At 52.6% G+C, this 24774-nt stretch carries 17 protein-coding genes and 1 pseudogene; 7 read left to right on the plus strand and 11 right to left on the minus strand.

The features are described from left to right. Positions 1-452 (minus strand): annotated as a pseudogene (locus tag VFS25_RS18025) (WYL domain-containing protein); the annotation flags it as partial. A 307-nt stretch (positions 453-759) separates the two neighbouring features. On the opposite strand from VFS25_RS18025, the gene VFS25_RS18030 reads away from it, so the two are divergent. The 4 genes from VFS25_RS18030 to VFS25_RS18045 are packed head-to-tail and all read left to right on the plus strand — an operon-like array spanning position 760 to position 4427. Continuing rightward, entirely contained in the window at positions 760-1554 is a 795-nt protein-coding gene (locus VFS25_RS18030; protein WP_326463562.1) for a nucleotidyltransferase domain-containing protein, read from the plus strand. Then, a complete protein-coding gene (locus tag VFS25_RS18035) occupies positions 1511-2575 on the plus strand; it encodes a nucleotidyltransferase domain-containing protein (RefSeq protein WP_326463563.1) in 1065 nt (354 codons plus the stop codon). The genes VFS25_RS18030 and VFS25_RS18035 overlap by 44 nt, the downstream gene beginning before the upstream one ends. A 10-nt stretch (positions 2576-2585) precedes the next feature. Then, on the plus strand, positions 2586-4010 hold the full coding sequence (locus VFS25_RS18040; protein ID WP_326463564.1) for an RtcB family protein: 1425 nt from the start codon (positions 2586-2588) through the stop codon (positions 4008-4010). Between the two features lie 45 nt (positions 4011-4055). Next, positions 4056-4427 (plus strand): avidin/streptavidin family protein, encoded by a 372-nt coding sequence (locus VFS25_RS18045; RefSeq protein ID WP_326463565.1) that lies wholly within the window; start codon positions 4056-4058, stop codon positions 4425-4427. A gap of 5 nt (positions 4428-4432) precedes the next feature. Here the strand turns inward: VFS25_RS18045 and VFS25_RS18050 are convergent, their stop codons facing one another. Further along, positions 4433-5110, minus strand: coding sequence for a dihydrofolate reductase family protein (locus tag VFS25_RS18050; RefSeq protein ID WP_326463566.1), 678 nt, complete (start codon positions 5108-5110; stop codon positions 4433-4435). A 13-nt stretch (positions 5111-5123) separates the two neighbouring features. Then, positions 5124-6116 carry a 3-dehydro-L-gulonate 2-dehydrogenase gene (gene yiaK, locus VFS25_RS18055; RefSeq protein ID WP_326463567.1) on the minus strand — a complete coding sequence of 331 codons (993 nt, stop codon included), beginning with the start codon at positions 6114-6116 and terminating at the stop codon, positions 5124-5126. An 89-nt stretch (positions 6117-6205) separates the two neighbouring features. On the opposite strand from yiaK, the gene VFS25_RS18060 reads away from it, so the two are divergent. Next, complete coding sequence (locus VFS25_RS18060) at positions 6206-7411, plus strand: MFS transporter (protein ID WP_326463568.1); 1206 nt, start codon at positions 6206-6208, stop codon at positions 7409-7411. 2 nt (positions 7412-7413) lie between these two features. Here the strand turns inward: VFS25_RS18060 and VFS25_RS18065 are convergent, their stop codons facing one another. From VFS25_RS18065 to VFS25_RS18100, 8 genes are read right to left on the minus strand one after another with little or no spacing between them, the layout of a single operon-like run. Continuing rightward, positions 7414-9015: an IPT/TIG domain-containing protein gene (locus tag VFS25_RS18065; RefSeq protein WP_326463569.1), complete on the minus strand. Its 1602-nt coding sequence runs from the start codon at positions 9013-9015 to the stop codon at positions 7414-7416. 12 nt (positions 9016-9027) lie between these two features. After that, complete coding sequence (locus VFS25_RS18070) at positions 9028-9723, minus strand: fasciclin domain-containing protein (protein WP_326463570.1); 696 nt, start codon at positions 9721-9723, stop codon at positions 9028-9030. Between the two features lie 10 nt (positions 9724-9733). Beyond that, positions 9734-11221, minus strand: a complete 1488-nt coding sequence (locus VFS25_RS18075; RefSeq protein WP_326463571.1) for a RagB/SusD family nutrient uptake outer membrane protein — start codon at positions 11219-11221, stop codon at positions 9734-9736. Between the two features lie 20 nt (positions 11222-11241). Continuing rightward, on the minus strand, positions 11242-14475 hold the full coding sequence (locus VFS25_RS18080; protein ID WP_326463572.1) for a SusC/RagA family TonB-linked outer membrane protein: 3234 nt from the start codon (positions 14473-14475) through the stop codon (positions 11242-11244). Between the two features lie 12 nt (positions 14476-14487). After that, entirely contained in the window at positions 14488-15525 is a 1038-nt protein-coding gene (locus VFS25_RS18085; protein ID WP_326463573.1) for a DUF5007 domain-containing protein, read from the minus strand. A gap of 10 nt (positions 15526-15535) precedes the next feature. Continuing rightward, positions 15536-16726 carry a carbohydrate-binding protein gene (locus VFS25_RS18090; protein WP_326463574.1) on the minus strand — a complete coding sequence of 397 codons (1191 nt, stop codon included), beginning with the start codon at positions 16724-16726 and terminating at the stop codon, positions 15536-15538. A gap of 11 nt (positions 16727-16737) precedes the next feature. Next, entirely contained in the window at positions 16738-18213 is a 1476-nt protein-coding gene (locus VFS25_RS18095) for a RagB/SusD family nutrient uptake outer membrane protein (RefSeq protein WP_326463575.1), read from the minus strand. An 18-nt stretch (positions 18214-18231) separates the two neighbouring features. Further along, entirely contained in the window at positions 18232-21237 is a 3006-nt protein-coding gene (locus VFS25_RS18100; RefSeq protein WP_326463576.1) for a SusC/RagA family TonB-linked outer membrane protein, read from the minus strand. 568 nt (positions 21238-21805) lie between these two features. Here VFS25_RS18100 and VFS25_RS18105 point away from each other — a divergent pair. Together VFS25_RS18105 and VFS25_RS18110 are read left to right on the plus strand one after the other, a co-directional pair. Continuing rightward, a complete protein-coding gene (locus tag VFS25_RS18105) occupies positions 21806-22834 on the plus strand; it encodes an endo alpha-1,4 polygalactosaminidase (RefSeq protein WP_326463577.1) in 1029 nt (342 codons plus the stop codon). 78 nt (positions 22835-22912) lie between these two features. Beyond that, positions 22913-24763 (plus strand): gamma-glutamyltransferase family protein, encoded by a 1851-nt coding sequence (locus VFS25_RS18110; RefSeq protein ID WP_326463578.1) that lies wholly within the window; start codon positions 22913-22915, stop codon positions 24761-24763. Positions 24764-24774: the final 11 nt, after the last annotated feature.

Here is a 24774-nt window from a genome sequence, read left to right on the forward strand (position 1 = left end):
TTTAACAGCCGGTTGTTCTCAAACTGTATGCAACTACGCCCTTCATGTGTATGGCAGTACAGGTTATTTTCCAGGCGGGTTATCATCTCGCTCATCTCCTCAAAATAACTGAAGCCGTTAAACTGCTTCAACACGCCAACAATCTCCCTCATCTTTTCTACATCTGCATGGTTAACCGGCGCACTGGTAATGCTATACGCAGGATCACTGTAGGAATAATACTTTTTATCCTGCACAATAATAGGTGCATTATATCCCAGTTTATCGCTGCGCATTACCTGTATATCTGCCTGTATGGTACGCCGGCTTACTCCGGAGGTAATGCCTTCCTGTTCATATAAGGTATGGGACACTTTTTCAATAAGGTCCTCCAGCGTCCATTTGCGGTAACGGTTCCGCAAACACGTGTCAATGGTCTTATAGCGCATCAACGCTAATTTATTAACGGACATACAGGTTACATTATAACAGGGCAGAACCCGGTTGTTTTACATGAAAAAAGGTTTAGATCGCAGCCCAAAGATAGCCGAATGCTTTTAACTACGCAATGGGGCTGCGCAGTTAAACCGCAACCATAGTCTGGAAAAATTATTTCTCAGTATAAGAAGCTGTAAAACATAGCGTTTTAAAATTGCTTAAAGAATATTCATATGTGCGCAGGTGAGCTGCGCACATAGGTAGTCATCTTTGCATCAGCAAGATCCCTCACAGCGGTTGCCCCGCTGCCGATGTATTAACGAAAGACTAAAACGCGATAAAATGAAAAGAACGATAATAAACCGTTTGGAACAGATAGCAGCTGCAAACGGTATACAGCTGTTGTTTGCCTGTGAGTCAGGCAGCAGGGCCTGGGGCTTTCCATCGCCAGACAGCGATTATGATGTAAGATTCATATACCTGCGCCCTGCTGCCAGCTATCTGTCCATACAGGCCGGTAAAGATAACCTGGGATTTCCCATAAGCGATGAGCTGGACATATACGGTTGGGACCTTCGCAAGGTATTGCAGCTGATAAAAAAATCAAACACTACACCATTTGAGTGGCTGCAGTCGCCTGTAATATATAAGGAAGCGCAGGGGTTCAGGGAAACTTTGTGGGCGCTGTGCTCACGGTACTTTAGCCAGCGGTCCAATATACATCATTATCTTGGTATAGCTAATGGCGCGTTGGCTGCCATAGGACAGGTGAATGAAATAAAAATAAAGAAGCTTTTTTATATACTACGCCCGTTACTGGCCGCTATGTGGAATCTGGAAAGGAACAGTATAGCACCCATGGCCATAGCACCGCTGCTGGAGCTGCTGCCAGCCTTATTGCAGGAACAGGTACAGGAGCTAATAGCGTGGAAGGCCAATGCAGCGGAAGGTGCCCTGATAACGATACCTGCTGGGCTGCACGCATGGATAAACACCGCGTTTTCGCGCATAACCGCAGAGTCGGCCGGTATGCAACGCAGCCATTTTGAACTGGCGCCATTAGACGAGTTTTTTATAAAAAACCTGCAGAGCTATGACTATAGCAGAAATAAAGGCAAAAGGCTGGCTGCTGTTTGAGTGCATCAGCGGTAGCCGCGCCTATGGCCTTCATACCCCCACCTCTGATACCGACCTTAAAGGCGTGTATTATGTGCCCCGGGAGCAATTTTACGGATTGGACTATCCGCGCCAGCTAAGCAATGAAACCAATGATGAAGTGTATTATGAGCTGGGCCGTTTTGTGGAGCTGCTGCTGAAAAACAATCCCAATATGCTTGAGCTGCTGGCTACGCCGGAGGATTGTGTGCTGTACCGGCACCCGGTTATGGAGCAGTTGCATGTAAGCATGTTCCTGTCCAAACTGTGCAAAGATACCTTTGCCGGTTATGCCGTTACCCAGATAAGAAAGGCAAGAGGATATAAAAAGAAGATCGTGAACCCGGTAGCGCCCGAACGTAAAATAGTGCCCGATTGCTGTTTCATACTGGAAAGCGCTGGGGCTACCCCGCTGCGGGAGTGGCTACAGGATCGTGGATATAGAGAGGAGCATTGCGGTCTTAGCAGCATAGCCCATACAAAAGGATTATACGCGCTGTTCTATGATGAAAACGGAACATATTCATATAAGGGAATTGTAAACGACCGCTCGGCCGACGATGTAGCATTGTCTTCCATCCCTAAAGGAGAAACAATGAAAGCCTACCTGTACTTTAACCTGGAAAGCTATTCAGCCTATTGCAAAGAGTACAGGGAGTATTGGAGTTGGGTAGAAAAGCGTAACGAGCAGCGCTACCAGGGTAACATGCAGCATGGCAAAGGCTATGATGCCAAAAACCTGATGCACACTATACGCCTGCTGCAGATGGCCCTTGAAATTGCTACCACCCGTCAATTACAGGTAAGGCGCATTAACCGGGAAGCGTTGCTTGCAATAAAAGCCGGCGACCTGGAGTATGATGCCCTGCTGCAAATGGCCAATACACTGATGGACCAGGCAACGGACGCCTATGACAATAGCAAACTGCCCGAAGCACCGGACAAGGAAAAGATAACCGCTATCCTGGTAAACATGCGGAATGCTCTTTACAATCATCTTTAAAAACTGAAAAATGAAAACAATTATAAACGGCACTCATTTACTGAATATTGGCTACGAACAGGGACCTGCATTGGGTACTGCCCTGGAGCTGTTGCATCATCCGGACCTTACGGCCATGGAAACAGCGGATGTACTGGCCTTACTGCAGGCTGTAAAGCAACAACCCGAAAGCTATCTGAACCACTCAATATTGCAGTCACTGGCTACACAGCTGGTAGAAGCGGCCCGTACTGCTGCCGGTTCCATCGCACTGGTAACTAACGCCCTGGGATATACGGTTTATGGGGCCGAGCATATTGAAGATGGTGCACATAAGCAAATGGCTACGGCCATGAAGCTGCCGGTAACAGTAGCAGGTGCGCTGATGCCCGATGCTCACCAGGGTTATGGCCTGCCGATTGGCGGTGTGCTGGCCACTAGGAATGCTATTATACCTTACGGTGTGGGTGTAGATATTGGCTGCCGGATGGCGCTTACCATCTTTGATATACCACAACAACATTTCCTGGAAAATACGGCTAAATATAAAAGGGAATTGATAGCGCAAACCAAGTTCGGCGCAGGTGCCGGCTTCCATGGCCGGTATAAGGCAGATCATGCAGTGCTGGAACGGGAAGAGTTTAACCTGACGCCATTTATCAAACAGCTGCATGAAAAAGCCTGGAGCCAGCTGGGAAGCTCCGGCGGCGGCAACCACTTTGTGGAATTTGGAATGCTTCACTTTGCGGAAAAGGACGAAGCGCTGAACATTGACGCAGGCACTTACCTGGCGCTGTTAACCCACTCCGGATCACGGGGCCTCGGCGCTACTATTGCAGGTTATTACACACGGCTGGCAAAGGGGCTGTGCAAGCTGCCGCAGGAAGCTGCTCACCTGGCCTACCTGGATATGAACACTGCAGCCGGGCAGGAGTACTGGCTGGCCATGAACCTGGCTGGTGATTATGCTTCTGCCTGCCATGCTATTATCCATCGCAGAATAGCACAGGCTATTGGCGGCCAGGTGTTGGGAACCATTGAGAACCACCACAACTTTGCCTGGAAAGAAACCTGGAAGGGTGAAGATGTGATTGTTCACCGGAAAGGCGCTACCCCGGCCGGTAAAGGCGTAATGGGTATTATTCCGGGCAGCATGACGGCCCCTGGTTTCCTGGTACGGGGTAAGGGCGATGTAATGTCTATAAACTCCGCTTCCCATGGCGCCGGCCGGCAAATGAGCCGTACTAAAGCTATTAAAGAGATATCAAAGGCGGATTTTAAAGCAGTGCTGAAAGCGCATGAAGTAACCTTAATAGGTGCTGGTTTGGATGAAGCACCTATGGCTTATAAAGACATTCATACTGTAATGGCAGCCCAGCAAAATCTTGTGGATGTGGTGGCCACCTTTACGCCTAAAATGGTACGTATGGCCGATGATGGTAGCCGGGAAGATTAACCCATGGCATACAATATGCTGCCTTCTCCTAAAACCCGATTTTGTATGGAAAGTAAAAATAACACCAGCTGGACCGGCACCTGGAAAAATCAATATGGTTCTGTACTTACAATTGAAGCTGAGGAAGCGGGCCGCATTAAAGGCACCTTTCAGTCGGCAGTAGATCCGGGTGTTAAGGAAGGTATTGTAACCGGCATTTGCAGCAATGACCTTATTGCTTTTGCAGCTATGGGTGAGGGCGGCAGAAAGGTAGCTTCATGGACCGGCATTCTCCGCAACGGGCGCATAGAAACCTTATGGCATGTGGCGGTTAACGAAAAGCTCGTTGCCGGTGCCGAAGGCGTGCCTGCAACAAAGAAAACCGCCGGTATATGGGAAGCCTTTGTGACAGGAGCAGATACTTTTGAACGGGTGTAGCATTTTTATTTCACCACCTCATACCTTGCCCATATAATACCATCCTCCAGCTGCTCAAGATGTATAAGCCGCAGCGGCACTGCCGGCAGCTGCGCTGCTTTCTTATCCGTGTCCAGCACCGTTGGACTGCTGGTGCCATCGGCTATAGGAAAGTAAAGAATGCTGTATGCGTCAATTAATCCCTCTGCATGGAAGGCGCCGTTTATTGCACCGCCGCCTTCCAGCTTTATTTTCTGTATGTTAAACAACCGGTTCAGCTTTTCCAGCGCAATGCTGAAGTTAAGCTGCTGCCGGCCGCCGAAAATGTAAGATACGCCCTGTTGCTGCAGGTAGGCCAGGTATGCATCCGGCACCTGCTCCGTTAGCACGGTAATAACATGGTCGCCGTCAATTTCAGGGCGGTCCCATCCCAGCTTGCCATGCGCGTCTATTGCTACCGCAAAGGAGCGGGCGCCGGCATTGGCCACGTAGTCTATCCGCTGCATGGTTTTGCCGGCGCTGGCAAGCGTGGGCAGGGGCGCTGCAAAATGCTGCTGCATGGTTATCCTGCCGCAGAGCCATGCGTCTGCCTCTTCCTGCCGGCCGGTGCTTTCATATGCCGGAAAGCTTTTGTATGGCCAGTGTTCCGTTTGTATTCTGCCGTCAACAGAGCAGAGCATATGGCAAACAATGTATGGTTTCATGGTTAAACAGTTTTTATACCACCATTCCCTGTACCTGCGCCCACATCTCCTCATTTACCGCCACTCCCTCCTGCTCGCTTTGCAGGCGGTTGCGCAGTGTGTTTTCCCCAGGGTAAGATATACGGCCGCCTGCTACCGCCGACGCGCCATTACGGGTGTACTGCAGTATTGCTTCTATTAACGCGGCGTGCAGGTCAGGCTTGTACAGGCTAATAAAACACTGCGATACGCCAAACTCTTTTTTATCCGCCGTTATCTGTGCAGTGGAGCGGCCGCCGCTCAGCGCTACCAGCAGCACATCCAGCACCATAGCCAGTCCCGATCCTTTCCAGAAGCCAATGGGCAATGCGCGTTTATTATGGCGTATCACAGCCGGGTCGGTAGTGAGCCGCCCGTTATCGTCATAGCCGCCCACTACGGGCAATACTTCCTTTTTCAGCTCATGTTCCTGCATTTTGCCGTAAGAGAATTGTGACATGGCCATGTCCAGCACCACGTGGCCCTGTGGCCGCGGCACAGCTATTACCAGCGGGTTGTTGCCCAGCGCAGGCGTTATACCGCCCCAGGCCGGCATGCCGGCAATGGCGTTGGTAAAGCAAATACCTATACAGCCGGCATTGGCTGCCTGCCAGCCGTAGGTGCCGCCCCGCATCCAGTGGTTGGTATTTTGTATGGTCACGCAGCCAATGCCGTTCTCTTTTGCCAGCTCAATGGCGCGCTGCATACATACGGTAGCGTTATACATGCCGGGCCCCAGGTTGCCGGTCCAGGTTTCAAGGCAGCCGTTTTTTTCCAGCAGCGCAGGTTCTGCATCCGGCCGCACCAGCCCGTCCTTTACGTACTGTACAAACACCGGGAAGCGGTTCAACCCATGGGAATGCACGCCATCCCGGCTGTTGGCGGCAAAAATATGAGCGCACAGGGCGGCCCTTTTTTCAGGAAAGTTCAGCTGCAGCAGTACTTTAGTAAATGTTTGCTCCAGCTGCGCAAATGGTATCCGTATCATAAGCTTTAAATTACAAACCGGGGAGCATATTGTAACGGATTAAGCTACTACTTTTTTCTAGCTTTGCAGGGCCTGAAAATTATGGAACCATGCACAGCCAATCGTTAAAGAGGTCAGATACGCTTTTTATGTCGGCCTGCTGCGGCCTGGTGGTAGCTAACATTTACTATTGCCAGCCGCTGATCGTACTGATAGCCCAACATTTTCATATACCCGAAAGCCGCGCCGGGCGTATTGCCTGGCTTACGCAAATAGGCTATGCCTGCGGCCTGCTGCTGCTGGTGCCTTTGGGCGATATTATGGAACGCCGCCGGCAAATCATCCTTTGCACGGTAGGCGCTATGCTGTCGCTGTCACTGGCGGCGCTGGCGCCCAGCTTCTGGGTGCTGGAGGCAGCCAGCTTCCTGATCGGGCTCAGCTCCATTTCCGCACAGCTCATACTGCCGCTGGCGGCGCACCTGGCTTCTGATGAGAACCGCGGCAGCGTTATCGGCACTATTATGGGCGGCCTGATCGTGGGCATACTGGCGTCGCGCTCTATCAGCGGCAGCCTGGGAGCCGTGTTCGGCTGGCAGGAGATCTATTTTATGGCGGCAGGCATTTGCGCGGTGCTGGTGGTGTTCATGCGCCTGCGCTTCCCCGAAAGCAGGGCTGCTTTTAACGGTACTTACGGGCAGCTGATGCACTCATTGTTACATTATGTTCGCACACAACCGGCGTTACGGCTGGCCGCCTTCCGCAACTTTATGAGCTTTGCCGCGCTCAGCGCTTTCTGGGTTACAATGGTGCTGTTCCTTTCGGCGCCGCCGTTTGGTTTTAAAAGCGCTACCATTGGCCTGTTTGGCCTGGCAGGCGCCGCCAGCGCCCTTGCATCGCCGCTGGTGGGTAAGCGCAGCGACAGCAAGGGCACACAGCAGAATATATGGATAGGACTGGTCATGGAGCTAATCAGCTTTGTGGTATTCTATTTCACCGGCAGCAGCCTGTGGATGCTGGTGCTGGGCATAGTGCTGGTAGATGTAGGGCACCAGACCATACAAATCTCCAACCAAACCATTATTTACTCCATTATGCCGGAGGCGCGTAACCGTTTTAACACCGTATTTATGACCGCTACCTTTATCGGCGGCGCCTGTGGTTCGGCCGTTGGTATTGGCCTCTGGAACCTGGGCGGCTGGCCGCTTTTCTGCATAGGCGGCGCGGCTATGGTGCTGGTGAGCATAGTGGTACAGCGCCTGGCAACACCCCGCAGGGCAGCGGCCCCCGGCGCCGGTGACCGCGTGATCAGCGCATAGCATCACTGGTATTTGATACGCAGTATGCGGTTGCACTGCCGGAAATCAAACTTTGTAAAGCTGCCAACGGCCAGCATGGCATGTTCATCCGGCAGCTGCAGCACTTTGGCAAAAGCCCCGTTTACATCATTGGTGCCCAGGTTAATACCGCCGTTGGTATTATAGGCCGGGTGCACGCTGCCGTCGGGGTTCAGCACCACCACGTTATTGCGTGTTACATCATTGAATTTCGTAAAGGAGCCGCTCAGCAATATTTCTCCCTGCGGCATAATGCTGATGTTATACACGGCACCGTCCACGCCCTTGCCTACCTGTAGTGATGGGTCCAGTGCGCCGTCGGGCAGCAGGCGGGCTATATACGGCACCGTTACCCCTGCATAGGTGGTGAACAGCCCCGCTACTATCAGCTTGCCATCCGGCTGCTGCGCTACATCGTAAATGGGAAAGTTGGCCCCGGCGCTGCTTTTGAACGTGGGGTCCAGGCTGCCGTCTGTATTAATACGGGCTATGCGCTGCGCAGGCTGCCCGTTATACTTGGTAAAAGTGCCTACTATCAGCACCTTGCCATCCGGCAGGTAAATAGATTTGTTGATGCTGCCGTTCACGCCTTCCTTGCCACGGTGGTTTTGCAGGTCGTAGTTGTAAGAGGTGTCCAGCGTGCCATCGGGGTACAGGCGCGCCATAAAGTTCACCATGGTAGAGTCCAGGTGAAGGGAGTCGGCGCCGTTTACTGTTACCAGGTTGTAGTTGGGCTTTACATAATAACGGAAGTAACCTATTACAATCATCTTACCATCCGGCTGCACATGCAGGCCCGTTACCACGCCGGACACGCCGCCTTTCAGCACAGATACCGGCTGCACCTTGCCCGATGGCCGGGTAATGTTCTCGGTTTCCAGGCCACCGGTATTATACAGGCGTGCAATGCTGCTTACATAGGGCAGCCCTTCATAGCTGGCAAAGCTGCCGGCTACCAGGTATTTTCCATCCGGCAGCATGGCGGCCCTTATTACGGTGGCGGGCGATCCGGTGTTTTTGCCGTAACGGAAAGAGCGGTCAATGGTGCCGTCGCTGTTAATACGCGCCACGCGGTTCACACCACCGTCAATGTTGGCATTGTCGTAATTGGTAAAGTCGCCAACAATCAGGTACTTGCCGCCTTCCACGGGAATAATGTCCTGTATGGTGTTGTCCGCTCCGCGGGAACTGGGATATACTGTGTCCATTTCCATGGGTCCCATTACGCGGAAAAAAGGCCCGAAGAAATACTGCTGCCCTACCTGGGCGTTAATGTTGCCGGTACTTGCATAGGGCGGTACTTTTACCTTTACGGTAGAGTCGCTTACTTCCAGCAATGTGCCGGGCTGCCCGTTGAACAGGATAGAAAGCTCGTGCTGGTGCGCTTTAAAGCCCTGGCCACGGATAATGATCTCGTCGTTAACGTGTCCCCTGTCCGGCGATACGCCGCCTTTGCTGATGAGGATTGCGGGCGTTACCGTGTCCCTGTAAGGGTCTTTACCGCTGGTGGCCACTTCATCCTTGCTGCAGGCCTGCATGCAAATAATGCCTACCAGTAATCCTGTAAAAAATCGAAGTATTGTCATCGCATAATATTTTTATCTCAACAGGTATTGTTCTGCCATCCTCACAAAGCTGCCGCCCCGGAAACCAAATACGTGGTTATTGTTCAGCACATGCAGCACGCCGTTGGTGGGCTGTATGTCGGAGGTGGCAATAATGGTGGATGGGTTGTTCTGAAAATTCTGCGGGTCGTAGGTGATGTCTGTAAGTCGTATAATACGTGCGCCCACGGCTTCTACGTTATTGTAGTTTTCGTAGATCAGCCCTATGTTCAGCACATAGCCGTTATCCATTACATAGTTAATGCCGGGATAGGCGTATATGTTAACAGGGTCTACCCGCGCAAACTGTTTGGCGAGATATTTCCCTTTGAGCACATACATGGAAAGGAAGTACCGCCATACCTCCGGGTCAATGTCCTCCAGGTGCACAGAGTCTTCTACGCTGTAGTAGCGGTAATCGTTCAGATCATTCATCACTACTTTTACCGCATCGTCCGTAGGAGAAAAGAAAGTAACAGAGTCGTTGCTCAGCATATCTTTCATGCCTGCACGGTCAATGATATACGTAATAGTATCAAACCAGTAAGGCGTATTTTTCAGGTAATCATAAATACTGCCGTTGTAATGCGCTTCCGCCAGGCCGCCATCTACATAATAATCTTTTTTGCAGGCGTTGAACAGCAGTATGGTAAGCAATAGCAGGCTGGTAATGGACCATAATTTTTTCATAACACAGGTTTTATCTGGACCAAAATTCGTTTTGAATGATCAGTGGATTGTTCTTTACGGCGTTCAGGTCAATGGGCCAGGTCCAGCCGCGGCGCTGAAACTGTTCCGGTGTGAGGTAGTCCTCACACTGGTTGCGGTCCATTACGCGGCCGGTACGTACCAGGTCGTAATAGAAGTGCCCTTCGCCCCACAGCTCTTTGGTACGCTCCAGGAAAATAGCGTCCTGCAGGGCAGGGCCGCCGCTGCCGCTGTAGTTGCGGGCGCCGGCGCGGGTGCGTATCATGTTCAGCAGCGTAATGGCTTCTGCATTTTGCCCCAGGTTGGCCAGCGCTTCTGCCCGCAGCAGTATAAGGCCGGCATAGCGGAACATAATGAAGTTAGCGTCATAATCGCGCGTGGTAGGGTTAGATACGGATGAGAACTTCAGGTACATGGCCGACTGCGGGTTGGCGTTGCTGTACGGGTCATCAAACCACAGGTCAAAACGTTTATCTGACTCGCCGGAGGGGTATATCTTATCCAGGAACTCCCGCTTGGGCGTTATCTCCGAGCCAAAGCCGCCATACAGGTTGCCGCTGCTGTGTATAACAGGTTCGTGCAGCACCCACTGCGCTATAAGGGAGTGAAACTGCACGCCGTAGTTAATATCCAGCGACAGCTCAAAAATGCCTTCCAGGGAGCGGCCTTTGAAAATGGTCTGAAAGGTTTCCTTTTCATAGGGCAGCAGCTGGTACACGCCCAGGTCCATCACCTGTTTGCCCAGGTCAGCGGCCTGCTGCCAGTATTGCTGTTTATGTGCGGCGTCAAAGCCGGCCTTCCACATATACATATGCGCCATTAAAGTAAGCGCGGCGCCGCGGGTGGCGCGCACCGCGCGGTTGGTAGGGTCGTCGTAGGATATGGGCAGGTCCTGCTCGCAGCTGCCCAGGTCCTGTATGCAGGTGTCCAGCACCGCCAGCATATCAGCCCGCGGCTTAATGTTTGTTTCATAAGGGTTCAGCTGCAGCGGCACATCTCCGTATAGCCGTACCATGTAGAAGTAGGTGAAGGCGCGTATAAATCGCGCTTCAGCCACCAGCGCCTTGCGGTTCTGCTGGCTGAACGCAGGATCGGGTATGCCGGGAATGCGGTCTATACACAGGTTGGCGGCGGCTATGGCCTTGTAAAACTGTGTCCAGTTCTTGGGCCGGTCCGATCCGTCGGAGCTGCCCAGGTCACCGCTCAGCAGGTCGTTGCGGCCAAGGGCGGCCAGGTTGCGTTTGTTAAACCAGTTCCACCAGCCGGCGCGGAAATCGCCGGTATTGTAAAGGGTCGACTCCAGGAATTTATCCAGCAGCAGGCGGTAAGCGCCGTTAATACCTTTCAGCGCATCGTCCTGGTTTTGCCAGAACTCGCTGCCCGACAGCGTGTCTACCGGCCTTACTTCCAGGAACTTCTTGCACGAAACGCTGAGCGCCAGCAAGCCAATAAGCAGCCCTGTTTTAATATGTGTTTGCATGATCTTCATCTTTTTGCAGATTAAAATTGTACCGCAAGGCCCGCAGCAAAGCTGGTGGCGGAGGGGTACCCGTTAATGTCGTCGCGGCCCAGGGAGGTTACCGTTTCCGGGTTAGGACCGGAGTAGGGCGAAAAGATGCCTACGTTGTAAGCTGTGATGTAGGTTCTGAGCATCCGCATTTTCAAACGCTTCATAAAATCCTGGTTGCGGAAAGTATAGCTCAGCGTTACCTGGTTCAGCTTAAAGTAGGAGCCGTCTTCCTGGAACAGCGTTTGGTCCAGGCGGTTGGGAATTACATCCCTGCCATGGGTGATGTCGCCAACAGCGGGGTATTGCGCCTGGTCGCCCGGATTTTTCCAGTAATCTATTTTAGAGAGATCGTAATAGTTCACCGGTCCTTCCGCTGTACCGGTTATGTTCAGCGATTCGGGGTATTCTGCGCGGTACAGGCGCGCAGCCATGGCATTATTCAGTATGCTGCGCTTTATCAGGTAAGAGCAAAAGATGTTCAGCGCAAAATTGCGGTAGCTGAAAGTGTTGGTTATGCCGCCGGTTACCAGCGGGTCCGGGTTACCGGTGATCACGTTATCGTCGGCATCGTCCAGCGCATAGTCGCCGTTCACATCCAGCCAGCGCGGGTCGCCGCCCTGGAAGTACTGGATGCCGTTGCCCCGGAACGATTTATAACGTACGCCCCGCACAGGGTCTACCGGCACATCGGCGGTATTGGAATAAATGCCCTGCGTTTGATACAGGTAGTTGCTGATGGGGTTGCGCCCTACCTTCAGCGCCAGCTCTTCATAATAGGGAGCGCCCTGCGACTGCCGGTAAAACTGCAGGCCGCCGGGCAGCTCTGTGAGCACGCCGCGGTTGTAAGCGCCGTTCACGCTTATCATCCATTGAAAATGCTGCTGGTTGGCCGAGGTAATGGGCCGCGCGGTAATAGTAAGCTCATGCCCGTAGTTTACCACGCTGGCGCCATTTACCTGCACACGGTTAAAACCGGTAACATCCGGCAGGTACAGATCACGAATAAGGTTAAACGATTTTTTGAAATAGGTATCGTAAATAAACTCCAGCCTTCCCTTGAACAGGCCCAGGTCTACCCCAAAGTTGAACTGGTTTGACTTTTCAGGCTCCAGCGACTGGTTGGCCATTACATCAAAGTTCGGGGCAATGGCGGGGCTGTTGTTATAGTTGTTATACACCTGGTAAATGCCCAGGAAGTTTGGCAGCGTGGCGGCTGCACGGCTGTTGGAGCCGTAGGTTACGCGTATGGAGCCATAATCGAGCCAGTTAAACCGCCGCATCAGGTTCTCCTTGCCAAAGTTCCAGCGTACGCCAATGGCCGGGTTTTTCGTATAGGGGTTATTGATACCGGCCGACGAGTTGCCGTCCAGCCGGTAAGAAAGGTCTATACTGTACTTGGTGCGGAAGTTATAGGAAATAAAACCGGCCCAGGATAATGCATGGTACAGGTAAGACACGCTGGTGCCATTGTCGTTGTTGTTGGAGGCGTCGTTCCAGGGATTGCCCGGGTAAAAGCGCGGGGAGTAGCCGCGCGGCCCCCAGAAATAATCACTGGGGCCGTTGCGCACATCGCGTATGTGCTGGTTATCGGTTTTAATATTCACCTCGCTGAACACGCTGGCGTACAGGTTGTGCCCCCGTTCTACGTTGGCGGGATCGCTGCTGTAGTTATAGTTAACGCCGTTACGGGTGTTCAGCTCATCGTGGCGGCCCACAAAGCCGTATAACAGGGTTTGGTTATTATTGGCAAACGCCTGGTTAAAACGGTCGCGGGTATCGGTATAGTAGTCGTAAGATGTAATGGAGTTCACGCGAAGGTTGTGGAACAGCTCATAATCCATATCCACAAAGCCGCGTATGTTAATGGTGTTGTTATCATCCATATTGTTCTCATACCCCTCAAACTGCGGGTTGCCTACAAACTGTGACGGGCCGGGCAGCAGGGAGGAGGTAAACGCATTGCCTGCCCCGTTGCCGGTTAAGCCGCCGCCGTTGCCGCGCTGCTTTTGTCCCAGCGCGCCAAACAGCTGGGTGCTGATGCGCAGGCGGGTACTGGGCTGTATGTTCAGCTGCATGTTCAGGCTGTATTTGTCAAAGCCCGTGTTTTTGATAACGCCCTGGTTACGCTGGTACGACAGGTTGGTTTTATAGTTCAGCTTGGGGCTGCCGCCGCTTATCTGCACATTGTTCTGGGTATTGATGGTGGTTTGATAAAACAGGCCCTGCCAGTTGGTAGAGTTGTTGTAGAAATTATTCAGGCTGTCTGTAAGGAACTGCGAGTTTTCCAGCCGGTCGCGCGCTTCCTGCATATTGCGGCTGTGGTACAGGATGGAGTTAATGCGGAACTGCCTTTCCAGGCTGCCGCCCCAGGTAGGCCGTAGCTGCGGCGCCAGGTTAATGAATATGCTGCTGTTCACATCAATCACCGGGGTGGGCGAGTTACCGCGTTTGGTGGTAATAACTATTACGCCGTTAGCGCCGCGGGACCCGTACAGCGAAGTGGCCTGCGCATCTTTCATGATCTCTATGGACTGTATATCATCGGGCGGTATCAGCGCCAGGGGGCCGGTAGCGGCGCCCGGCTGCAGCATGGATTGTGAAAAGCCGCCGTCATAATCCACGGGCACATTGTCTATTACCAGCAGTGGATTATTGGTGGCCAGGTAGGTCTGGTCGCCGGTGCCGGTAATGCTCAGCTGCGATATGCCGCGTATAGATACGGTGCCGCGGAAGCCCGGCGCACCGGTGTTATTCTGTATGTTTAACCCCGCAACCTTGCCCTGCAGCAGCTCCTGCACACTTGATACCGGTACGTCCTGCAGATCGCGGCCGGAGATAACGGCTACGGAGCCTGATACCGTTTCCTTGGTACGCTTCTGGTAACCCACGATCACGGCTTCTTTCAGCGACCGGTTTTCGGGTGTCAGAAAAAGGTTCACTACACCTTTTGTGATCTTGACCGTTTGATCCTTGTAGCCTACAAAACGGAACTGCACCATTTTCCCCGGCTCTATGCTAAAAGAAAAATTGCCCCGGTCATCTGTCAGCCCCAATCCCTTTTTCTCCTGCACATCTATGATGGTTACGCCAGGCAGCCCTTCCCTGCTGATGGCATCCTGTATGCGGCCTTTTACCGTGATCTTTTGCTGTGCAAGCGCTATGCTGCTGCAAAACAGCAGGGGTATAGCCAGCAATGCCAGTATGTTGTAATAACGTTTATGCATAACGTGGAAATTTTAATCGTCCTGAAATTTTGGATTTACCCTGAACTTGAAAATCACTTCCCAGTCGCCGGGTTCATAAATGGCAAAGCTGAGCCCTATGCCCGCATTATACCGGTGCCCGAAGGAAACACGGTTGTACTGGAAGGCGATGTAAGCTTTGTCGGAATTGCCGGAAACGTCGGCCAGCATGGGAAAGGGACTGGTTACGTCGTAGGTAAGCACGGTGCTGTCCTCACTCATACGCCGGTTAAAGCCAAAGGCAATGTCCTGCCCTATCATGTTGCTGCGGTAACGCAGGCTGTCCCATTGGGTAAGGTTGAAGCGTGAAAAGGGAATGGCCAGGGAGTCTGCGTCAAATATTTTAAAGGTGAGCGTATTGCCCTTAATGTCTGTTTTACGGAAGTACACAACTACGCTGTCGCGGGGCAGGGTAAGGTTATACTGGTCTACCACGCCGCTGATGTCGGGGTGCGTAATGCCGCCCTGGTCCGGCGCTTTGCGAACGCCGGTAATATCGTCAAACTCATACGGCTCGTAAGGTTTGGGACGGCGCACATCCAGCACCATGTTCCTGAACACCTTTTCACCGCCGCCGTTCTTTACACGCACATCAAAGTAATACAGGCCCGGTTTTACGCGGCCGGAGTCGGTATTCCAGAAAAATATTTCACCGGAGTGCGGGCGTATATCCAGCACGGGCCGTTGCTCGGTGGTGCGCTTGGCCTCAATTTCAGCAATGGTAGCTTCTTTGCCGCTGTAATAGTCTTTCCACTGGCGGGCGGCTACGTTCTCCTGCAGCTCCGGCGCCGCGCTGCTGTCGGCATGGCGAATATTCTCCAGCGTAAAGGTGAGCGGCTGCGTGGAATAGTCTGCATTAAAAATATAGGAGTACACGTTTGTGCGGCCCAGGTTCACGGGAAAGTTGGTGCGGTTGTAATTCATGTTGGTACTGAAAAAGTCTTTTTCATCCGGCACCATATTTTTGTAACACCCTGCCATGGCAATGCCCGATAGCAGGAGTAAAATGAGATGGATTTTATTACGTTGCATAGTGCGCTGATTAAATTTTGATGAAAGTCATTTTGTTGACGTTGAAACCGCCGGTTTCCTCATAAAACCGCATTACCTGCTTGCCGGCTTTAAGCGTTACGGTGGCGTTAACGGTAATCCAGTTCTGCCAGCCGCCGGTGTCGGGGCAATGCACGCTGCCGCTCAGATCTGTACCGTCAAATTCAAAATGGAAGTTGCCGCCTCCGCCGCCGGAGGCTATGCGGATGGCAATGTTATAGGTGCCTGCTTCCGTTACATCTACGGTGTATTCCAGCCACTCCGCACCATTGGTCCAGCCTACGTTATAGCTGCCCTCACTGCAGTTCTCAATGTCCACTGCTTCTGTGCGGTACTGGTTGCCGTTGTTGCCGGCATCGTTGTCATGGTAGGCCAGTCCTTCGCCGCCATCGTCATAATCTTCAAACTCAATGGTGCCGGGTATGGGCGATGGTAAGCCCAGGTACGGCGATTGTATGGGGTTCAGCGAATATGGGAAGGCCATGGGCACCAGGGAAATAAAGCCGAATACGTGCTTGCTTTCCAGCACATGCAGGTAGCCGTTGGCTGTTTTAAGGTCTATGCTTTGCGTAATGGAGGTTGACCAGTCCCTGGTAAAGCGCGAGCGGTTCATATCGCTGAACTGCAGCACCAGCGGGCCTCCGCCGGCAATGCCCGATGCCGCGGTGGGTACGGATTTGCCGTTCATCTGGTAATCGTACGCCATGGAGGTGAGCGCTACGCCATCCGCATACTGCAGGGAGTCGGAGGTTACCTGGCCCCGCATCATATACCGGCGCAGCAGGGTGTCCCATACTGCCGTGGGTACGCTATCCAGCGTCCAGTTACCGGGAAAGCTGTATTTGCCGCGGGTGAAGTTCAGGTTGTACAGGGCTGTTTTTATGCTGTAGTCCTGCGGCGCAAAAAAGGTAATGTTGCCGCTTTTCAGCGTATCAGTAAGCCCGGCTTTATCAACCAGGTATAGCAGCGTATCATATAAGCCCTGCTGGCTTTTTAAAAAATCGTAGGTGCTTACCGGCACGGCAGCGGTGGGTTTGGCGTTGCGGTAAGTATTATCCTTTTCACAGCCTGCGGCCAGCAGCAGCACCAGCATGCTCCACAACAGCGCACGGGCGGGCTGTTGCAGGCAGCTGCTTTGCAAAGCGGCCAGGCAGGTGGTTAAATATTGTAAGCTCTTTTTCATAACAGGAAGCTTTATTTCCAGAAATTGTTTTGTACCAGCGCGCTGTTGGTGGAAAGCGCCTGTTTAGATACCGGCCAGTAGGCAGCGCCGTTATTTACATCGGCCTGCGTAAAGTGCGTATACTGCGCTACCTTGTTGAAATGCACCAGGTCAAACCAGTACCAGCCTTCGCCTATCAGCTCCCGCCGGCGTTCCAGGAAAATGGCGTCCAGCAGGGCTTGTTGCGTGGGTGTGCCCGGCAGGTTCTTTAAGCCGCGCCGTGTGCGTATGCTGTTAAGATCGCCCACGGCATCGGGCATGCCTAAACGCGCTTTACATTCTGCCTGCAGCAGGTACAGCTCCTCATACCGGAAAATGATGATAGCGGATGTATAAAACCGCAGCGTGGGATTTTGTACGGCGCTGTTCACCTGCTTCATTTTATAAAACACGGGATAGGCGTCGTTCAGCTGGCTAAAGAACATGGTGGCGCGCTGGTCGCCGCTTTCGCTGTAAATGCTTAGTATGCTGTCTTTGGGCACATATATTTCCGACTGGCTTTTGGGAATGTCCGGGGAGCGCAGTGTCCAGTCTTCCAGCTGCCCGGTGGTGGAGTATTCTGCGTGGTCAAAGTTCAGGTCTACCTGGAAAATGTTGCTGAAGCCGCGGCCGCGGAACGAGCCGTCCAGGCGGGTAAGGTCCGACGTGCTTACAAAGTTGTAGCCGGTTTGCCCCTGGTTATCTATTACGGCCCGGGTGTACTGCAGGGCGCTGGCATAATCGCCTTTCCAGGCGTACAGGTGCGCCAGCAGGGTGTAGGCCATGCCGCGGGTGGCCGATATATCGGTATGGTGGCCTTCGCCCTGGCCCTGGTAGTCGCCCTGCTGTTCGGGCGATTGCCCGTTGTATTTCCACGGCAATCCATAGGCGGCGGCCAGCGCATCCTGGATGGCAAAGTCAAGCACCTGCCGCCAGTCGGTTCTTGGGGTAGGCGTAAACGTGCCGTCGGTGGGCGTGGTAATCAGCGGCACATCGCCCCACACCCTTACAATATAATAGTACAGGAAAGCGCGCAGGAAACGCACCTGGGCACGGTCCAGCTCCATATCATTATTTGAGTAGCGGTAGTCGTGCCTGGGCACTTCCGGCAACCGGTCAATGGTAAGGTTGCACTGGGCAATGGCGGCGTAAAACCGGCGCCAGTCGCGCCACTGATCAACAGTAGCATAGCTGGCGTTGAGGTTATTGTCCACCAGTGCCTGCAGGTCGCCGCGTTGGGTAGCGCGGAAGTCGCCGCCCCGCAGGTCGCCGTACACCCAGTGCGCATTTTCATTCATCAACGCGGCGCGCAGTAAGGCATAGCAGCCGTAGGTAGCGGCGCGGGCATCGTTCTTATTCTGCCACATGTTCTCCTCTGTGAGCGCCCGTTTGGAAGGCTGGTCCAGCATTTTGCTGCAGGCGCAGGCCAGCAGCAGCCAACCGGATAGTATTACAATTGTATATCGCATGCCGATGATTTTTTAGGATCAGAATTGAAAGTTGAAGCCAACGGAAAAGCTGCGCGGCGCAGGCCAGTTGTAATAGCCCTGGTCATAGCCAAAGTAGTCTACTGCTTCAGGGTCGCCGCCGGAGTAGCGGGTCCAGGTGCAGAGGTTATTGGCGGTGCCGTACACCCGCAGCTGCTCAATGCCGGCGCGCTGCATCCAGGGAAGGTTCAGGTTATAGGTGAGCGTTACGGCGCGCAGCTTCACAAACGAGCCGTCTTCCAGGAACAGGGTCTGGTCGGGCTGGTAGGCATTCACTGCGCTCCAGGGATTGTACAGCGGGTACTTGTTGTAATCGCCGTCTACCCGGGCCCAGAAGTTCACTTCCTTAATGCCTTTTATATCATCCAGCCCTTCGCGCTGTGCAAAGTCAAAGCGGTCGGCCATGGCCTGGTTAATGATCTTGCGGCCAAAGGCATAGCTGCACAGCACCTGCAGCTCCAGCTGTTTGTAACGGAAGGTGTTGCTGAAATAACCCTGTACCGCAGGTACCTGCCGGCCTTTCATTACCCGGTCGCCATCGTTGATCACGTAATCGCCGTTCTGGTCTTTCCATATAGGATCGCCCGCATGCAGGGGTACACCCTGGTAGGTCATAGGGTGGCCGTTGGCGGGGTTTACGGGTACGTCGGCGTCGCTGTTATAAATGCCGTTATTCACCAACAGCCAGTAACGGTCCGTAGGCTTGCCCACCAGCAGGCGGTGGTTGCCTATTACCATATCGGTTACGCCATCCGGCATGGCCAGCAGCTTGTTCTGGTTGGTGTAGGCGGCAATACCGGTGCTCCATCCGAATTTGCTGCCCTGGATAATGTCCGCGTCTACCGTTGCTTCATAACCATAATTGCGGATGTCCATTCCGTTCTTTACAATGCCGGTGTAGCCGCTTTCCTCCATCACCGGTATTTTCAGCAGCAGGTCGCGGTCTGTTTTGGAATACACATCCAGCGTGGCGCGGATGCGGTTGTGCAGCAGGCCTATGTCTATTCCTGCATTCAGCTGCTCTACATAAGGCCATTTCAGGTTGCCGGTTACGTAGCCGGTGCCAAAGGCAGCGTTAATGGCCGGGAAAGCGTTATAGGTTGCCAGGTTGGGAGTACCGTCCCAGCCGATGTCCACGTTGTAAATGGGGCCGCCTTTGTAATACTCGTCCATGAGAACACGTCCTACACGGCCGTAGCTGGCTCGCAGGTTCAAATTGCTTAGCCAGCCTAAGCCGTGCAGAAAATCTTCATTGCTTATTTTCCATGCTGCGGATAAGGTGGGGGAAAACAGCCAGCGGCTGCCGGCCGGTACGTTTGAGCTGCCATCCTCACGCAGGTACAGGGTAACAAAATATTTTTCCAGGTAATTATAACCTATGTTGGTGTAAAAAGAAGCCAGGTTGGATTGCGTGTAGTCTTTAAAGTTAGCCTGCAGGCGCAGGTTGCCAAACACGCCTTCCTTGTTGGAGTCGTCGCCGGGCTTATATATCTTAATATAATCGCTGCGGCCCTTGTATGCTTTGCCGTAGTCATAGCGCCACTTATCCCACAGCGCGTACTGCCCCAAAGTTACATCCAGGTGGTGCTTGCTTACAAAGGTATGGTCGTAGCGGATGGAGTTATCCAGCGTCATGCGCCGGCTTAGCCCGTCAAAGTTAGATACAAAGTTATTACCGTCGTTAATGGTAGTAGGCAGGAACAGGTCGCGGAAGTTTTGCCCGTAGTCGATGCTGAAGCGGGCGTTCAGCGACCAGTCTGTACCAATGGTGTAGTGCGCATTGGCCAGTATGCGCGCATTGTTGTTACGGTTTTTGTTAAGCCCGTCTTTAAGGTAGGTATAATACTGCTGCAGGTACGCTTTGTTGGGCGATGGCGGGTTTTCAAAGTTCACCAGGTAATCTTCATCGCCGGCGCGGTCGCGTATAAACTGGTTACGGCTGCGGGTAAGCGTGGCGCCGCTGATATAGGTGGTGAGCATCAGGTGCCGTACCGGCATCAGGTTTATACCAAAGTTAATGTCGTACCGGTTCATGCCGGTATGGTCGGCCACGCCCTGCTGTACCGAACGGCCCAGGCTGAAGCGGAAGTTAGCCAGCCGGTTACCTCCGCTTACAGCTGCCTGTATGCCGTTGCTCCATGCGTTGCGGTAGTACAGGTCGTCCCAGTCTGCCGCACCAAAATAACGGGCCTGGGTGGAGTCTGCCAGGTAACGTGGAAAGTTGCGCCATTGCGCTTCATTAGCATATTTTTCGTAGAACGGGAGCCGGAAGTTGCGTTCATATTCTCCGTTCACCGTATGTGTAACAGGTTTCAGGGAAAGCCCTATCCACGAGTTTACCGATACCTTCATACGGCCCGAGCGCGGGCCCCTGGTGGTAATATTAATAATGCCGTTTGCTGCCAGCGGGCCATATTGGGCGCCGGCGGCAAAATCTTTCAGCACTTCAATGCTGGCAATATCATTTACATCCAAAAAGCCCAGCAGGGTGCTTTCCGTTCCCAGGCGGTTAAAGTCAAAACGCTGTATGTCGTACGGGAAGGGATGGTCCGGCACCAGCGGCACGCCATCTACTATATAGGTAGGCTGCGCGTAAAACAGGTCGCTGTTCTTGAGCAGCAGGGTAGCAGCGCCTCTTATAAATACGCTGGTGCGTTTGCCCGGTTCGGCGCTGGGCATGCGTATATCCACGCCCGTTACCCTGCCGGCCAGCATCTGGTCAATGCTGGTGTAAGGCATTTTTTTTACTTCATTCATATCCACCCCGGATATGGCGCCTGCGGGATTGTTATGCAGGAACAGCTCGTTGTTGGGAAAATAACCAATAGTGTCCCTGGCCTGCAGCGGTACTTTTTTTAACCAGCCAATGCTGTCTGTGGAGGAGGAAAAGTTGCTGGTATCTTTGCTTTTGTACACGCTTTGCGCATAGCCGCCGGCGTATAGCAGCAGGCAAAAGATGGCCCCTGCCGTCCCTTTGCGAAGGGCGGCGTAACAATGTGTTGTCATAAGTGGAGATTTAGCAATACAGATCCCTTACGTAAGCGGGGCTTACGTTTCAGGGCCTAATAAGGTTGCTTTACGGAAACAGTTTAGCTACTGATCCTGTGCGGGATCAATGATCGGCGTTGTAAAAGCGACGGTGGAAACTTGTAAGGATAAAGTACCGGCATGCGTATGGCATGCCCTTTTGCTAGTAAAGTTTGAACCTGCATGTGCAATAATTGTGGAATTTTCAAATTTGCTTCGTAACGATAAACATTCTTATGGAAATAGGCTCACGGATTTTTCTCAGGCATTAGTTTTTCTTTACTGATAACGCGGAGTCGGGGATGTCACTGCTACACGGGCCTTTAAAACAATCCAGCTACATACATCTAGTTCTTCAATTGGTTGTGATCAAATTTAAATAGCTAAAACGATTTTTCATAATTTTTTTTAACAATTATTTTTGATTTCCGCATTTGTTAGTTTATTGAGTAGCCATTACTTATAACACCTCTTGTCTTTAGTTTATTATAGCTGCATAACATTTTACCTGTCACAACGTTTTATATACAACCAATAAACCTATCTTATGAAAACCACTTACCCGCTGCTGGCGGCATTGCCTTTTTTATTAAGTATGACGGGCTGCTCGCATGCCGACATGCCAAGCCCGGCCACACTGCCAGCCTCCAATACACATTCAGCCGCCACACCTGCCGTAATTGATTACCGGGAAGAGATGCGCAACTTTGTGATCAACATCAGCCGGTATGCAAAGGCGCGCAACCCGCAGTTTGCCATCATCCCGCAAAATGGTATTGAGCTGATCACCACCAACGGCGAAAGCGACGGCACCCTTGCCCAGGCCTATATACAAGCCATTGACGGCGTAGGCCAGGAGGATCTTTTTTACGGGTATACAGATGATAACGTACCTACGCCATCGGATGATAATATGTACCTGCGCGAATACCTGGACCGTATCAAAGCAGGCAAAAAAATACTGGTAACTGACTATTGCAGCACCCAGGCCAAAATGGACAAATCCTACAGCAGCAATAACAGTAACGGCTATATATCCTTTGCCGCCAGCCATCGTGAGCTGGATAACATTCCTGCCTATCCTGCACAACCCTATGCCGTAAACAGTAGTAACATTACCAGCCTGGCGCAGGCAAAAAATTTCCTGTACCTCATTAACCCCCAGCACTACAGCAGCAAAACACAGTTCATTAATGCGGTTAGCGCCACCAATTACGATGTAGTGCTTATAGACCTGTTCATGGACACCAACAACCCGTTCACCGCGGCGGAAATAGACCGGCTGAAAACAAAGGCCAACAGGGGCAAACGCCTGGTGATCTGCTACATGTCCATAGGTGAAGCAGAAGATTACCGGTACTACTGGCAGCAGGGCTGGGGCGTAGGCAACCCGCCTTTTATTGCAGCGGAAGACCCGGACTGGGGCGGCAATTATTTTGTGGCATACTGGGATGCGGGCTGGCAGGGCCTTATATACGGCAACAGCACTTCTTACCTGCAAAAGATACTGGACAGCCATTTTGATGGCGCCTACCTGGATATTATTGACGCTTTTGAATATTTCGAAAACCAGTAAAACCGTTCATCTATTTTAGCAGCATAACAAATAACAAAGCCGTATTTTTATTGGTATTGCAACCAATATCTATATGCTATGAGAAAATCCCCTGTTATCCTGCTGCTGCTATGCCTGCCCCTGCCGGCCCTTTGCCAAAGCACGCAAAAACCTGTTTTACACGGTAAGCACTGGATGGCTATTACCGGTAAGCCGCTGGCCGCCACCGCCGGCGCCATGCTGTTCCAGCAGGGTGGCAACGCGGTAGATGCCGCCTGCGCCATGATAGCCGCCACCTCCACCATGTGGGATGTGCTGAGCTGGGGCGGCGAAACACAGGCGCTTATTTACAACCCCAAAACAAAAAAAGTGATTGGCATTAATGCATTGGGAGTAGCGCCTACCGGTGCTACTCCTGCTTTTTATAAAGGTAAGCACATGCGGTACCCGCCGGAGTACGGGCCGCTTTCTGCCGTTACGCCGGGCACGCCGGGCGGCATTATTACCATGCTGGCGGAATATGGCACCAAAAGCCTGAAAGAAGTGCTGGCCCCTGCCATGGAAATGGCCAAAGGCTATCCTATAGAAGCGCAAACCGCTAACTATATACAGGCAAACAGTAAATGGATCACGCAATGGCCTTACTCCAAACAAGTGTTCTTTACGCATCCCAACCGCGCCCGCGTGGCGCCGGATGCCGGCGAAATCTTTCACCAGCCCGACCTGCTGGCTACCCTGCAGAAAATGGTAGACGCCGAGCAGAACGCGCTGAAAAAAGGCAAATCGCGCAAGGAAGCGCTGTACGCAGCATACGACCGCTTTTATAAAGGCGATATTGCGCAGGAGTTTGTACGCGGCTGTAAGGAGCAGGGCGGCCTTATTACCCTGCAGGACCTGGCCAGCTGGAAAGTGCATATAGAAGAGCCGTTAATGACCACCTATAAAGGCATTGAGGTATATAAGCTGTCGCAATGGACGCAGGGCCCCGCCATGCTGCAGGCGCTGAACATACTGGAGAATTTTGACCTGAAGGGCATGGGCTATAACTCTACCCGCTACATACATACCGTGTACCAGGCTATGAGCATGGCCTTTGCCGACCGTGACTTTTACTACGGCGATCCTTATTTTCCACCGGAGGAGCCTATGAAGGGCCTGCTGTCTAAAGCATATGCAAAGGAACGCGCCCGCAGCATTAACATGGAAAAAAACGATACCATGATAGGCCCCGGCGATCCCTACCCGTTTGAAGGCGGCGGTAAGCAAAACCCTTATTTTAACCTGCTGAAAACCTGGGGCCATACCGCGGTGTATAAACCGGATGAACCCATTCATGGCCCGGATGATCCCTTTCTGCAAACTTTCCTGAGCGGCACCACTTCTGTTGAAGCGGCCGATGAGGAAGGATGGGTAGTATCTGTAACGCCCAGTGGCGGCTGGATCCCCGCCACCATTGCCGGCCATACCGGTGTGGGCATGAGCCAGCGCATGCAAAGCTTTGTGCTGGATGAAAACGAAAACCCCTTTAACGTAATGGAGCCCGGTAAGCATCCCAGGGTAACATTAACGCCTACACTGGCTATGAAGGATGGTAAGCCCTTCCTGGCCTTTGCCGTGCAGGGCGGCGACAGCCAGGATCAGAACCTGCTGCAGTTTTTCCTGGATGTGGTGGAGTTTGGCATGAATGTGCAGGAAGCTACAGAAGCCGCCAACTTTAACAGCTACCAGATGTACTCCTCTTTTGGCGGGCATGAGCGCAAGCCCGGCGGGTTAACCCTGCAGGAAAACACGCCCTTCTGGACCCGGAAAGAGCTAAAGCAGATGGGGTATAAGATGGACTTTGAAGAGCGCACCTCCGGCCCTATTAACGCCATTTATTTTGACTGGCAGCACGGCAGCTTCTGGGGCGGCTCCAGCAACCACGGGGAAGATTACGGGATAGGGTGGTAGCTGCCACTCTT

Origin of the sequence: Chitinophaga sp. (assembly GCF_035761305.1) — a bacterium.
Classification (GTDB): Bacteria; Bacteroidota; Bacteroidia; order Chitinophagales; family Chitinophagaceae; genus Chitinophaga.

Bases quoted from the DNA above. Each gene is read 5' to 3' on its own strand.
- VFS25_RS18030 (WP_326463562.1), top strand. From the start codon at position 760: ATGAAAAGAACGATAATAAACCGTTTGGAACAGATAGCAGCTGCAAAC.
- VFS25_RS18035 (WP_326463563.1), top strand. From the start codon at position 1,511: ATGACTATAGCAGAAATAAAGGCAAAAGGCTGGCTGCTGTTTGAGTGC.
- VFS25_RS18040 (WP_326463564.1), top strand. From the start codon at position 2,586: ATGAAAACAATTATAAACGGCACTCATTTACTGAATATTGGCTACGAA.
- VFS25_RS18045 (WP_326463565.1), top strand. From the start codon at position 4,056: ATGGAAAGTAAAAATAACACCAGCTGGACCGGCACCTGGAAAAATCAA.
- VFS25_RS18050 (WP_326463566.1), bottom strand. From the start codon at position 5,110: ATGAAACCATACATTGTTTGCCATATGCTCTGCTCTGTTGACGGCAGA.
- yiaK (WP_326463567.1), bottom strand. From the start codon at position 6,116: ATGATACGGATACCATTTGCGCAGCTGGAGCAAACATTTACTAAAGTA.
- VFS25_RS18060 (WP_326463568.1), top strand. From the start codon at position 6,206: ATGCACAGCCAATCGTTAAAGAGGTCAGATACGCTTTTTATGTCGGCC.
- VFS25_RS18065 (WP_326463569.1), bottom strand. From the start codon at position 9,015: ATGACAATACTTCGATTTTTTACAGGATTACTGGTAGGCATTATTTGC.
- VFS25_RS18070 (WP_326463570.1), bottom strand. From the start codon at position 9,723: ATGAAAAAATTATGGTCCATTACCAGCCTGCTATTGCTTACCATACTG.
- VFS25_RS18075 (WP_326463571.1), bottom strand. From the start codon at position 11,221: ATGCAAACACATATTAAAACAGGGCTGCTTATTGGCTTGCTGGCGCTC.
- VFS25_RS18080 (WP_326463572.1), bottom strand. From the start codon at position 14,475: ATGCATAAACGTTATTACAACATACTGGCATTGCTGGCTATACCCCTG.
- VFS25_RS18085 (WP_326463573.1), bottom strand. From the start codon at position 15,525: ATGCAACGTAATAAAATCCATCTCATTTTACTCCTGCTATCGGGCATT.
- VFS25_RS18090 (WP_326463574.1), bottom strand. From the start codon at position 16,726: ATGAAAAAGAGCTTACAATATTTAACCACCTGCCTGGCCGCTTTGCAA.
- VFS25_RS18095 (WP_326463575.1), bottom strand. From the start codon at position 18,213: ATGCGATATACAATTGTAATACTATCCGGTTGGCTGCTGCTGGCCTGC.
- VFS25_RS18100 (WP_326463576.1), bottom strand. From the start codon at position 21,237: ATGACAACACATTGTTACGCCGCCCTTCGCAAAGGGACGGCAGGGGCC.
- VFS25_RS18105 (WP_326463577.1), top strand. From the start codon at position 21,806: ATGAAAACCACTTACCCGCTGCTGGCGGCATTGCCTTTTTTATTAAGT.
- VFS25_RS18110 (WP_326463578.1), top strand. From the start codon at position 22,913: ATGAGAAAATCCCCTGTTATCCTGCTGCTGCTATGCCTGCCCCTGCCG.